The sequence below is a fragment of the Kineosporiaceae bacterium genome (assembly GCA_016713225.1).
Taxonomy (GTDB): Bacteria; Actinomycetota; Actinomycetes; order Actinomycetales; family Kineosporiaceae; genus JADJPO01.
Genome location: JADJPO010000004.1, coordinates 249,797 through 261,839, shown reverse-complemented (window position 1 = coordinate 261,839; position 12,043 = coordinate 249,797). Strand labels below are relative to the sequence as shown.

General features: G+C 71.1%; 13 protein-coding genes and 1 tRNA gene. 10 read left to right on the top strand and 4 right to left on the bottom strand.

Annotated elements, in window-relative coordinates; translation table 11 throughout:
- Positions 1–16: 16 nt before the first annotated feature.
- From IPK24_17720 to IPK24_17700, 5 genes are all read left to right on the top strand, one after another.
- Positions 17–787, top strand: coding sequence for an MBL fold metallo-hydrolase (locus IPK24_17720; GenBank protein ID MBK8077353.1), 771 nt, complete (start codon positions 17–19; stop codon positions 785–787).
- A 204-nt stretch (positions 788–991) separates the two neighbouring features.
- Positions 992–1,750 carry a ribonuclease PH gene (rph, locus tag IPK24_17715; GenBank protein ID MBK8077352.1) on the top strand — a complete coding sequence of 253 codons (759 nt, stop codon included), beginning with the start codon at positions 992–994 and terminating at the stop codon, positions 1,748–1,750.
- Positions 1,747–2,358: an RdgB/HAM1 family non-canonical purine NTP pyrophosphatase gene (gene rdgB / locus IPK24_17710; protein MBK8077351.1), complete on the top strand. Its 612-nt coding sequence runs from the start codon at positions 1,747–1,749 to the stop codon at positions 2,356–2,358. The genes rph and rdgB overlap by 4 nt, the downstream gene beginning before the upstream one ends.
- Positions 2,359–2,361: 3 nt before the next feature.
- Positions 2,362–3,471: a molybdopterin-dependent oxidoreductase gene (locus IPK24_17705; protein MBK8077350.1), complete on the top strand. Its 1,110-nt coding sequence runs from the start codon at positions 2,362–2,364 to the stop codon at positions 3,469–3,471.
- Between the two features lie 44 nt (positions 3,472–3,515).
- Positions 3,516–4,436 carry a cation transporter gene (locus IPK24_17700; protein ID MBK8077349.1) on the top strand — a complete coding sequence of 307 codons (921 nt, stop codon included), beginning with the start codon at positions 3,516–3,518 and terminating at the stop codon, positions 4,434–4,436.
- A 27-nt stretch (positions 4,437–4,463) separates the two neighbouring features.
- Here the strand turns inward: IPK24_17700 and IPK24_17695 are convergent, their stop codons facing one another.
- The 4 genes from IPK24_17695 to bcp all read right to left on the bottom strand — a co-directional run bounded on the left by IPK24_17695 (position 4,464) and on the right by bcp (position 7,542).
- Positions 4,464–6,578 (bottom strand): methyl-accepting chemotaxis protein, encoded by a 2,115-nt coding sequence (locus IPK24_17695; protein ID MBK8077348.1) that lies wholly within the window; start codon positions 6,576–6,578, stop codon positions 4,464–4,466.
- A 115-nt stretch (positions 6,579–6,693) separates the two neighbouring features.
- The gene (locus IPK24_17690) at positions 6,694–6,927 is read right to left on the bottom strand and encodes a hypothetical protein (protein ID MBK8077347.1); all 234 of its coding nucleotides are present in this window, start codon (positions 6,925–6,927) and stop codon (positions 6,694–6,696) included.
- A gap of 40 nt (positions 6,928–6,967) precedes the next feature.
- Positions 6,968–7,052: transfer RNA gene (locus IPK24_17685), tRNA-Leu, on the bottom strand.
- 25 nt (positions 7,053–7,077) lie between these two features.
- Positions 7,078–7,542, bottom strand: coding sequence for a thioredoxin-dependent thiol peroxidase (gene bcp, locus IPK24_17680; GenBank protein ID MBK8077346.1), 465 nt, complete (start codon positions 7,540–7,542; stop codon positions 7,078–7,080).
- Positions 7,543–7,592: 50 nt separating this feature from the next.
- Here bcp and IPK24_17675 point away from each other — a divergent pair, with 50 nt between their 5' ends.
- The 5 genes from IPK24_17675 to IPK24_17655 all read left to right on the top strand — a co-directional run bounded on the left by IPK24_17675 (position 7,593) and on the right by IPK24_17655 (position 12,028).
- Entirely contained in the window at positions 7,593–8,705 is a 1,113-nt protein-coding gene (locus IPK24_17675) for a glycerate kinase (protein MBK8077345.1), read from the top strand.
- 113 nt (positions 8,706–8,818) lie between these two features.
- Positions 8,819–9,136 carry a DUF3618 domain-containing protein gene (locus IPK24_17670; GenBank protein MBK8077344.1) on the top strand — a complete coding sequence of 106 codons (318 nt, stop codon included), beginning with the start codon at positions 8,819–8,821 and terminating at the stop codon, positions 9,134–9,136.
- A gap of 43 nt (positions 9,137–9,179) precedes the next feature.
- A complete protein-coding gene (locus IPK24_17665; protein ID MBK8077343.1) occupies positions 9,180–9,512 on the top strand; it encodes a co-chaperone GroES in 333 nt (110 codons plus the stop codon).
- 34 nt (positions 9,513–9,546) lie between these two features.
- Positions 9,547–10,920 (top strand): cytochrome P450, encoded by a 1,374-nt coding sequence (locus tag IPK24_17660; protein MBK8077342.1) that lies wholly within the window; start codon positions 9,547–9,549, stop codon positions 10,918–10,920.
- Between the two features lie 136 nt (positions 10,921–11,056).
- The gene (locus IPK24_17655; GenBank protein ID MBK8077341.1) at positions 11,057–12,028 is read left to right on the top strand and encodes an aminoglycoside phosphotransferase family protein; all 972 of its coding nucleotides are present in this window, start codon (positions 11,057–11,059) and stop codon (positions 12,026–12,028) included.
- The last annotated feature ends 15 nt before the right edge of the window (positions 12,029–12,043 follow it).

The following is a 12,043-nucleotide window of genomic DNA, read 5'->3' as shown; positions in this document are numbered from 1 at the left end:
CGAGTCGATCACCGGGATGCGGCTGACCATCGTGGGGTGTTCGGGGTCCTTCCCCGCACCGGGCTCGGCGGCGTCCTGCTATCTGATCGAGGCGGACGACGACCGCGGGCTGCGCTGGCGGGTCGCCCTCGACTTCGGCAACGGGGCGCTCGGCCCGCTGCAGAGCTACATCGCTCTGGACGACCTGGATGCGGTGGTGCTCTCTCACCTGCACCCCGACCACTGCCTGGACCTGTGCGGGCTGTACGTGGCCTTCCGCTACCACCCCGAGGGCACCCGGGCGCACCGGATGCCGGTGTACGGCCCCGCCGGTACGCTGCGTCGGCTGGAGCGGGCCTACGGCAAGCACGAGAAGGGTTCGCTGTCGCTGACCTACGACGGCTACACCCTCGTCGAGGGTGAGCCGGTGACGATCGGGCCGTTCACCATCACCCCGCGGCGGGTACAGCACCCGATCGAGGCGTTCGGGCTGCGGGTCGAGGCGGGTGGCGCGGTGCTGACCTACAGCGGCGACACCGATGCCTGTGAGGCGTTGACCGAGTTGTCGGCCGGCGCCGACCTGCTGCTGGCCGAGGCCTCGTTCGTCGAGGGACGAGACCACGAGCGCGGGATCCACCTCACCGGGCGGCGTGCGGGCGAGACCGCGCGAGAGGCCGGCGCCAAGGCGCTGCTGCTGACCCACCAGCCGATCTGGACCGATCCGGAGGTCGTGGCCGCCGAGGCGCGCGAGGTGTTCTCGGGCCCGGTGGACGTCGCCAAACCGGGGAAGGTCGTCGACCTGCCATAGCCCTCGTGTGAGTCCCCCCGCCACACTCCTCGGTGATCATGCAATCCGTGCACAATTCCTTGGTGATCATGCAATCCGTGCACATCGGTCCCGAGACAGGGCACGGTGGCGGGGCACGGTGGACAACCGCCCACGCGCGGTGAGTATCGGGGGTATTCGTGCGGGGTGCGGGTGTTGTCGGGGGTGTCGCATAGGCTCGCCGTCATGGCGAATCCTGCAACCTCCGATGCTCGGCCCGGCGCGCGCGCCGACGGTCGCACCCCTGATCAGCTCCGTCCGGTGACCATCACCCGCAACTGGCTCGACCATGCCGAGGGCAGCGTGCTGGTCGAGTTCGGCCGTACCCGGGTGCTGTGCGCCGCGAGCTTCGAAGAGGGTGTGCCGCGGTGGCTGAAGGGTAAGGGCAAGGGCTGGGTGACCGCCGAGTACGCGATGCTGCCCCGAGCCACCAACACCCGCGGCGACCGTGAGTCGGTGCGCGGCAGGATCGGCGGGCGCACCCACGAGATCTCGCGCCTGATCGGCCGCTCGTTGCGGGCCGTGGTCGACACCAAGGCGTTGGGCGAGAACGTCATCAAGCTCGACTGCGATGTGCTGCAGGCGGACGGCGGAACCCGCACTGCTGCCATCACGGGTGCGTTCGTCGCCCTCGCCGATGCCATCTCCTGGGCCAAGGGCAAGGGCATCGTGAAGGCCGGCGCGACGCCGCTGATCGGGTCGGTGGCCGCGGTCAGCGTGGGCGTCGTGGGCGGGGTTCCGGTGCTCGACCTGTGTTACGAGGAGGACGTGCGCGCCGAGACCGACATGAACGTGGTCGCCACCGGTGCCGGCACGTTCGTCGAGGTGCAGGGCACCGCCGAGGGCGCGCCGTTCGACCGCGCCGAACTCGATGCCCTGCTCGACCTGGCCCTGGGTGGCTGTGCCGAACTCACCAGGCTGCAGCGTGAGGCGCTCGATCGATGAGCGTGGTCGGACGGCGCATCGTGTTGGCCACCCACAACCTGCACAAGGTGGCCGAGTTGCGCCGGATCCTGGTCGAGGCGGGGCTGGAGGTCGAGGTGCTCGACATGTCGGCCTTCCCCGAGGTGGCGGAGGTGCCCGAGACCGGGGTGACCTTTGCCGCCAACGCCCTGCTCAAGGCCCATGCGGTGGCACGAGCCACCGGTCTGGCCGCCGTGGCCGACGACTCCGGTTTGTGTGTCGATGTTCTGGGTGGCGCTCCAGGGGTGTTCAGCGCACGATGGTCGGGCCGGCACGGTGATGACGTCGCGAACCTCGAGTTGTTGCTCGCCCAACTGTCCGATGTCGGCGACGAGCACCGTGGCGCGCACTTCGCCTGCGCTGCGGCGTTGGCGTTGCCGGACGGCACCGAGCGGGTGGTGGAAGGTCAAATGCGTGGGCGACTCAACCGCAAACCCTTGGGCGAGAACGGGTTCGGCTACGATCCGATCTTCGTTCCGGACGGCGGCACGCGTACCTCGGCCGAGATGGCGCCGGCCGAGAAGGACGCGATCAGCCACCGTGGCGAGGCCTTCCGGGCATTGGTGGCCTCTGTGCGAGAGCTGGTCTGAGACATCGTGACCGAACCGCGGGAGCCTCGCCGGCGCGCACTGCTCGGCGCCGGACTGGGATTGGGTGGCGCTCTCACGCTCGGGGCATGTTCCGCCGGCCCGGACAGTGGTTCCCCCGGTGTCGGGGCCGGGGTCCCGAGTGGGGCCACGCCCCCGAGCGAGAGTGCGCTGCCCTCGCCGGCGTCGAGTGCCGCGTCGACGCTTCCCGAAGGTGTCGAGGTCGGTGTCCCGGGGGTCAGCCCGTTTCGAGTGCCGAACGAGGAGTTCTTCCAGATCGACACCACCCGGGGGCTGCCTCGTCTGGACGCCGCGCGGTGGAGCCTGCGTATCCACGGCATGGTCGAGCGTGAGATCACCCTGACCTATGCCCAGCTGCTCGCCCGACCACTGATCGAGCGCGACATCACCCTGTCGTGTGTGTCCAACGAGGTCGGCGGTGACCTGCTGGGCAACGCGGCCTGGCTCGGCACCCGGATCGCTCCGATCCTCGCCGAGGCCGGGCCGAGCCCCGAGGCCGACATGGTGCTCTCCAAGAGCTTCGACGGCTGGACGGCGTCCACCCCGCTGGAGGTGCTGACCGACTCACGGGACGCCCTGTTCGCGATCGGCATGAACCGTGAGGTGCTGCCACAGCGCAACGGCTTCCCGGTGCGCATGGTGGTGCCCGGCCTCTACGGGTTCGTCTCGGCGACCAAGTGGGTGGTCGACCTCGAGGTCACCCGGTTCGACAAGGCCAAGGCGTTCTGGTCGACGCGGGGCTGGTCCGATCACGGCCCGGTGAAACTGTCCTCACGGATCGATGCCCCCCGTGGCGGTGCGCGCTTGACGGCGGGCCGGATCGCCGTCGGCGGGGTGGCCTGGTCGCCGCACGTCGGCATCCGCGGGGTGGAGGTGCGTGTCGACGACGGCGCGTGGCAGCCGGCCCGGCTGGGGGCCGTCCCCGGGGTCGACACCTGGCGGCAGTGGGCGTTCACCTGGGATGCAACCCCCGGTGACCACCGGTTGACCGTGCGGGCCATCGACGCCACCGGGCAGGTGCAAACTGGCGAGGAGGCTCCCGTGGCCCCGGACGGAGCGACGGGGTGGCACTCGATCGAGGTCTCGGTTCGGTGACGGTGTCGTTCGGTGAGGGTGGCGGGGCAGTGCGTGGCGCGGCAGTGACAGGTGGTCCCGACGAGGTCGAGGGGGCGGTGCGGCTCACCCGATTCGCCTGGTGGTCGATCGCCGCGGCGGTGCTCACCATCGCGTTGAAGTCCGGCGCGTATCTGATCACCGGCTCGGTGGGGTTGCTCTCGGACGCCGCCGAGTCCGGGGTGAACCTGGTGGCGGCCGTCGTGGCGTTGACCGCGCTGCGGGTGGCGGCGCGTCCGGCGGACGACAACCACCACTTCGGCCACGGGAAAGCGGAGTACTTCTCGGCGGGCGTCGAAGGCGTCATGATCTTCGTGGCGGCGGCGTTGATCCTGCTCGCGGCAGCCGATCGGCTGATGCGCCCCCAAGAGCTCGAGAGCCTGGGCCTGGGCCTGGTGATCTCGACGGTCGCCTCGGTGATCAACGGCGTCGTCGGCGTGATGCTGCTCCGTGCCGGGCGGGCGCATCGGTCGGCCGCGCTGGAGGCCGACGGCAAGCACCTGCTCACCGACGTCTGGACCTCGGTCGGCGTGATCGTCGGGGTGATGCTGGTCGTCGTCACCGGGTGGGGGCGGCTCGACCCGATCGTGGCCATCCTGGTGGGCCTGAACATCCTGTTCACCGGCTACAAGCTGGTCTCGGAGTCGGTGACCTCATTGCTGGACGCCGCACTGCCCGCCGAGGACCTGGCGGCGATCGAATCGGTGCTGGATCGCTACCGCACCGCCGATGTCGCGTTCGCCGGCTTGCGCACCCGGGCCTCCGGTCGCAACCGGTTCATCTCGCTGACCGTGCTCGTGCCGGGGGACTGGACCGTGGTGCGCGGTCACCTGCTGGCCGACGAGGTCGAACGAGCCCTGGCCGAGGCCCTGCCCGAATGCGACGCGCAGACCCACATCGAGCCGCACGGCGCCCACGACCACGCCGCCACGCAGTCCGTCGGCTGAGCGCACTCGTCCCCACTCGAGGCGACGTCAGTCCGACGTCAACGTGAAGGAGTCGACGGTCGACCGCAGTCCGCTGGCGGCCTCGGCAAGGGTGCCTGCCGTCTCGCTGGCGGTGCGGGCTGCCTGCCGGGCCTCGTCTGTCGTGGCGGCAACCGTCTCGAGGCTGCCGGCAATGGAGCGACCCAGACCCGCTGCCTGACCGACCTGCTCGTTCAGCTCGCGGGTGGTCGCCGTCTGTTCCTGGACGGCGGCGGCGATCGAGGCGAGGTGGTCGCTGATCCGGGTGATCACGCCGACGATCTCGGTGATCGCCGTGACGGCCGCCAGGGAGTCCGTCTGCAGCGCGCCAATCTGCTGTTCGATGTTCTCGGTGGCCTGGGCCGTCTGGTGGGCGAGCTCCTTCACCTCGGTGGCCACGACGGCGAAACCCTTGCCCGATTCGCCGGCGCGGGCGGCCTCGATCGTGGCGTTGAGCGCCAAGAGATTGGTTTGTTCCGCAATCCCGGTGATCACCTTGACCACCTCGCCGATCTGGGCGGAGCTGTCACCGAGGGCCGAGACGCACTGGTTGGTGGCGACCGCGGTGGTCACCGCCTGGGTCGCGACGGCGGCCGCCTCGTCAGTGCTGCGGCCGATCTCGGCGATGGCCGAGGTCATCCGCTCGGCAGCCGTGGCAACGGCCGAGACCGTGCCGGCGAGTTCTGCGGTGCCGGCCGCGGCTTCGCGAGATTGGGTCGCCGTCAGGTCGGCACCGGCGCCGACCTGGCTCGACACGTCGGTCAGATCACGTGATGCCTGCTGCAGCACCACGGTGCTGCTGCTCATCGAGGTGACTGCTGCGCGCATCCCCGTGGCGGCCTCGTTGAGGGCACCGGTCATGACGGAGATCTCGTCGGTCCCGGTGACCTCGAGTTGGGTGGTGACATCGCGAGCGGCCAGCGAGTGCAGCGCTCGGGTCACCCGGCCCAACCCTGCGGTGATCCGCGAGGCGAACGCCCGGGCACCCAAGGCGCCCAGGGCGGCGATGATCAGGGCTGCGATGCCGATGGCGACGAACATACGGCGCTGCTCGGTCGCGAGTTCGGCGTTGAGCCCCGCCGTGAAGTCCTGGTCGAGAGCGTTGGCCACGATGACCCAGTCCCAGGGTGCGTAGTAGGTGATCCGGGCGGTCGCCGGCTCGACTCCCTGGTCCGTCGTGATCAGGTAGTGCACGGTCGTGACCTGGTCAGCCGTGAGCTTCTGGGCTGCGGCGAGGATGTCGGCGACATAGGGCCGGCCGGCAGCGTCCCGCTCCTGCTCGCCGGCCTGGCCGTCGCGGTCGCCGCTGTGACTCATCACCCACTGGCCGGCGTCGTCCCCGGTACCGGCCAGAACCGTGACGAACCCGCGCTCACCCACCCTGGTCTCCGTCAAGGCCTTCCGCAGAGACTGCACCGACTCCTGCCGCTGCCCGACGAACAGGGCGCCCACGACCTCCCCCTTCCCGTTCGTGATGGGCTCATAGGCGGCGACGTACCAGGCATCGACCACGAACGCCGATCCTCGGTAGGTCTTGCCGGCCAGCAGGGCGGCGATCACGGGGTTCGGCGTTCCCGCAGCCGTGGTGGCGGGGATGAACGTGCCGATCGCGCGCTCGCCCTTCGTGGTGATCACGTTGGTCGCGACCCGCAACATGTCGCCGCGCGCGTTCATGCGCTGGAACACCGTCGCCGCACCGCCCACCAGGGTCTTGACCCGGTCCACGATCGGTGTTGCGGTGCGCGGGCTGCTGTTCTGGCCCAGCTCGGTCGACCCGAAGCGCATCCGGGGCAGGCTGACCGAGCGCACCTGCTTGGAGATCTGATCCGTCGCAGCCCATCGCTGCGACGGTCCGAACGACGGAGGTCCGGACCGCGCCAGGACGTCGTGCGCCACCTTCAGGTCGCCGTCCACCTTGAGCTGGACGGCGTCGTTCTGGGCCTGGACGAGGTCACGCGCGCCCTTCGTGATGTGGTCCAGATCCCGGTCGGCGGCGCTCGCCACGGCGATCCGGGCCGAGTCGCTGAAGGACGATGCCTGCCAGACCGCGGCGCCACCCACCGCCGTCGAGGCGACCAGGACGGCCACGAAACCAGAGATGGCGATCTTGCGGCCCAACAGCATCGACAACTCCTGACGATCCGCGAGATCCGGACAGAGCCGGCTCTGGGGTGAGGGCACCCCACTCACTTGTCGGCAGGAGGTGGCGCCGAATCCACCTCAAGACCCGGGTCGGCTGTCACTCGGTGACGATCTGCGTGGGGTCGATCTCGATCGGCGACGGGACGACCTCGCCCTCGCCACGGAAGACCTCCAGCTCCTCGATCAGTCCGAGGACGACGTGCAGGGCAACCTGAGCGGGCAGGCTGTCCGCGGCGCGTCCTGAGGCGGCGACCTCAAACGTGTCCGGGTGAGCGGTGTGCGGAAGGCGGGAGCCGTGGCCTCGCTGCGCTGCGGCCTCTCCCGTCGTCACCGCCATCCGCTCCTGTCCCGCCGCGCAAGCGCGACGGGCCTGGTGCGGAAGGCGGGACTCGAACCCGCACGCCCGAAGGCACAGGAACCTAAATCCTGCGTGGCTGCCAGTTACACCACTCCCGCGTGGAACCAGGGTGTCAGATCCGGGTCAAACCCCCAACGCCTTACGCAGCGAGGCCACGTGGCCGGTCGCCTTCACGTTGTACTTCGCGAGCTGCACCACGCCGTCCGGGTCGATCACGATCGTCGAGCGGATCACGCCGGTGACCTTCTTGCCGTAGAGCGTCTTCTCGCCCCACGCCCCCCAGGCCTGCATGACCTCCTTGTCCGGGTCGGACAGCAGCGGGAACGTCAACTGATCGCGCTCGACGAATCTGGCCAGCTTCGCGGGCTGGTCGGGTGAGATGCCCAGCACCGCATAGCCGGACGCTGCGAGCGACGCCAGGCTGTCGCGGAAGTCGCAGGCTTGCTTGGTGCATCCCGGGGTCATCGCGGCCGGGTAGAAGTACACGATCACATGGCGTCCGCGCAGATCGGACAGTGTCACGTGCGAACCGTCGGCGGCGGTCAAGGTGAAGTCGGGGGCGGGCGATCCCGCAGTCAGTTGAGGCACGCCTGCACTCTAATCTTGCTCCCCGCCCGGCGAGGCCGGACGATGCCCGGATGCCCCACCTCGTCGTCGCCCTGGACAAGTTCAAGGGATCGCTCACCTCGCGCGAGGCCGGTGAGGCATTGGCCACAGGCCTGCGCGCCACCAGCGCTCACCCGGTGCAGGTGCTCGAGGTGGCGGACGGGGGAGACGGGCTGCTGACAGCTCTGGTCGCCGCCGGCCTTCCCCACGAGCCTGCCGCGCTCCTCCAGGCCGCCGGAGCGAGTGATCCCGGCGGCGACGTGGTCTGGTTCGAGGACGCCGCGATCCTCGAGTCCGCCCAGTATGTGGGCCTGGTCCGGGGCGGCGTGCGGATGGTCGACCCGTTGGGTGCCTCCTCCGAACCCGTCGGGCGGGCGATCCGCGCCCTGTTGCCGCGCCGTCCTCACCGGGTGATCGTCGGGGTGGGTGGAACCAATTGCACCGACGGGGGTTTGGGGCTGCTGCGAGGCCTGGGCGCCGAGGCATTCGATGCCGCCGGTCACCCACTGCCCCGCGGCGGCGGGGCGCTGGCCGAGCTCGACCACCTCGATCTGACCGGTCTGCCGGACGAGCTGGTCGGCGACGCTCCGGCCACCCACCTGGTGTTCGCCACCGACGTGGACGTCCCGCTGACCGGCCCCCACGGCGCCGCCCGGATGTTCGCCCCGCAGAAGGGCGCCACCCCCGGCCAGGTCGAGCTGCTCGAACGCGGTCTGCGCCGCCTGGCTGCCGTGCTGGGCACCGATCCGGCGATCCCCGGCAGCGGTGCCGGGGGTGGCATGCCCGCGGCGGCGCTCGCCGTGCTGGGCGCGAGCATCACCTCTGGTGCCGACCTGGTGCTGCGCGCCACCGGCCTACCCGAGGCGCTCGCCGATGCCCTCGTCGTGATCACCGGCGAGGGCGCCGTCGACGAGCAGACCGCCCACGGCAAGGGGCCGGGACGCGTCGTCCAGCTGGCCGCGGCGGCCGGCGTCCCCGTCGTCCTGGTCGCCGGCCGCGTCGAACCGGCGGGCGTCACGGCGCTCGCCCCGGCGGTGGCCGCCTGGTACGCCCTGAGCGATTTGGCGGCCGACGAGGCCGAGAGCATGGCTCGGGCCGGCGACTTTCTCGAAGAGATCGGACGCCGGATCGGCAGTATCTGGTGAGCCATCTGGTGAGGCATCTGGTGAGGCATCTGGTGAGACCCGACAGCTGAGCAGCCTCGCGCAGCGCATCTCGCCCGGCGATCGCCTACGGTGAGTGCTGGAGGTGGTGCCGGGTGAGCACGCAACAGAACGGTTCCTCGGGAAGCGCGGACGAGCTCGAGGCAGTCATCGCGAAACGCCGCGCCCATCTGGCCGCCACCGTCGACGAACTGCTGGTGCGTGCCCAGCCCCAGGCCATCGCGTCGCGGTCGCTGGCGGGTGTCAAGCAGCGCGTGACGACGGCCACTCACACCGAGGACGGCGCCCTGCGCACCGATCGGTTGGCCGCTGCCGGTGCGGCGATCGCCGGCGTGATCACCGTGTTCGCGCTGATCCGCCGCGCCAGCAATCGCCGTCGCCGACGTCGTGACGCCCGACGTTCGGGGGAGTGAGTCGAGCCGGTAGGTTTCGGCTGTGCATCCGTCCGTTCCGACCATGAGCCCCGCTGCCGGCGAGAAGCTGCCGATCCGCATGCTCAACGACCGCGTGCTGGTCTCGAGCGACGGCGAGGGTGGCGAGCGTCGCTCCATCGCGGGCATCGTCATCCCGGCCACCGCAGCCGTCGGCAAGCGCCTGGCCTGGGCCGCCGTCGTGGCCGTCGGGCAGCACGTTCGCCAGGTGCAGATCGGCGACCGCGTGCTCTACGACCCCGAGGAGCGCGCCGAGGTCGAACTGGGCGGCGCCCAGTACGTGCTGTTGCGTGAGCGCGACATCCACGCCGTGGCCGCGCCGCGGGTGGAGGACGGCCAGACCGGCCTGTACCTCTAGCCCGCGACAGACCCGGATGAACCCGGACGAACCCGTGACCGCCACCGGACCGACCCCGCTGCAGCTGCTGCGGTCGCTGCCGCGCATCCGCCGCGATCCCGTGGGGTTCCTCACCGAGGCCGCGGCGGCCCACGGCGACCTGGTGTCGTTGCCGATCCCGGGTCAGCCGGTGCTGTTGGTCAACGATCCGGACGGCGCCCGCCGGGTGCTGCAGGACAACCCCGGCGGCTACACCAAGGCCACGATCCAGTACCGCTCGCTCACCACGGTCACCGGCGTCGGCCTGCTCACCGCGGACGGGGAGGACTGGCGGCGCCGGCGCCGCGTCGTCCAGCCGGCCTTTCACCACACCGGTTTCGCCGCCATCACGACGGCCACCGCGCAGGCTGCCCAGCGGCTGCGCCGACGCTGGGACGCCGCGCCCGGCCAGGTCCTGGACGCCGACTCGGCGCTGCTGCACACCCTGCTCGACGTGGTGGGCCAGACGTTGTTCGGCACCGACCTGGCGCGTCCCGACGGCCCGGACGGCGAGCGGTTGGCCACCGCCGCGGACGTCGCGCTGCGGACGGTCATCGCGCGTTCGCAATCCGGCCGGCCGGGCTGGGCCGACCCGGTGCGAACCCGTCGGTTGCACCGGGCGATCGCCACGCTGGACGAGGTGTGCGCCCAGATCGTGGCGCAGCGCCGGGCCATGCCGGCACCCCCGATGGACGACGTCCTGGGCCTGCTGCTCGCCGCCCAGGACGCCGGGGTGCTGAGCCCGGCCGAGGTGCGCGACGAGTTGGTCACCATGGTCATCGCCGGCCACGAGACCGTCGCCAGCGCGATGACCTGGGCGCTGCACCTGCTGTCCACCCACCCGGATGTGGCCGAACGCCTCGCCGCCGAACTGGACGCCGCCGCCGATCCCACCGAGGAGTCGAGCGGTGACTCGATCGTGGACCCGATGGGCCGGCTGGCGCGGTTGCCCTACACCCGCGCGGTGTTCGACGAGGCGTTGCGGCTCTACCCACCGGCCTGGTTGATCACCCGGCGAGCTGCCGTGGCCGACGAGGTCGCCGGGGTCCCGGTGGCCGCCGGCACCCTGATCGTCATCAGTCCGTGGCTACTGCACCGCCGTCCGCAGAGCTGGCCCGATCCCGAGCGGTTCGACCCCGAGCGGTTCCTCGACGAGCGCGGCACCGTGGCACGTCCCCGCGGGGACTACCTGCCGTTCGGTCTCGGCCCGCGGTTGTGCATCGGGCGCGACATCGCCCGGCTCGAGGGTCCGTTGCTGCTCGCGGTTCTGCTGCGTGGCCGCCGAGTACTCCCTACCCGCCGCAGTTCACCCACGGTGGACGCCTTGATCACGGTGCGCCCGCACGGCGGTCTGCCCCTGCGTCTCGCCCCCGATCCCTCCCCTCGGTGATCATGTAATCCGTGCACACCGATATATCGATGTGCACGGATTACATGATCACCGAGGATTCACAGTGCCTGGACCCGAGGTTCTAGAACCAACGGGCGGCTGCCGGGTAGAACCGGCGTTCTTCGAGGCTGCCGCCATGCCCGCCTCAGGATCATCCGCCTCGCGCCGGCCGCTGGCCGGTTGGCACTGTGCCCCACCCCCGACCGACGCCGGCGAGGTGTTGGCCGGCCTCTGGCTGGGCGGCCTGGATGCCCGGGATGTCCGGGTGCTCGATGACCGCCGGGGCATGCCGGTGTTCCGGGCGCAGGTGGCGGGTGTGCCGGTCGTCGTCCGGTACCGCGGTGCGGCAGCGGCCGCCGGCTTCGAGGTGTTGCAGCACCTGTGGTCCGGTCCACTCGGGGTCGGGGATCCGACCCGACCCGCCGGAATGCCCCGGCCGATCGCGGTGCTGCCGGCCTCCGGTCTGGTGATCACCGAATACGTGGCGGGGCCGACGGCAGGACGGCGCGGCGTCCCGATCGGTCCCGAGCTCACCGACTCGGCCGCCCGGTTGCTGACCCGGCTGCAGCGCACGCCGGCAGCCGAGGGTTGGCCGGTGATCGACCAGCGGCACCAGCTGGCCTCACTGTGGCGCCTGGTGACCGAGCTGGTCGCCCGCGACGAGGTCACCGCCGGTCGCCTCGGGGTCGTGGTGGCACTGCTCGACCGGCTGCCGCCCGCACCCGAACCGGTGGTGGCCGGTCACGGGGACTTCTCCCCGGACCAGGTGCTGCTCGGCCCGGCCGGGCCGGTGCTGATCGATCTCGAGGGTGCTCATCTGGCACCGGCTGGTCGCGATCTCGCCCACTGGGAGGCCTGGGACTGGGCCACCCAGCTGGTGGCCGGCCTCGAACCCGAGTGGCGGGCCACGCCTCTCGCGGGGATTCCGCGTCCGTCGGGGCCGCAGCGGTGCGACGTGGTGGGGGTGCGCTCGGGGTATGCCCACCGCGCCGCCGCGCTGGTGCGGATCGTGCACGGCTGGCCGGTGCTGCGCCCGCCCCGAGCGGCTCCGGCCCGGCACAGGATCATCGCCGAGGCGCTGCGTCTGGCCGGCGCCGCGGCGGAGTGAGCCTCGTCCCCGACC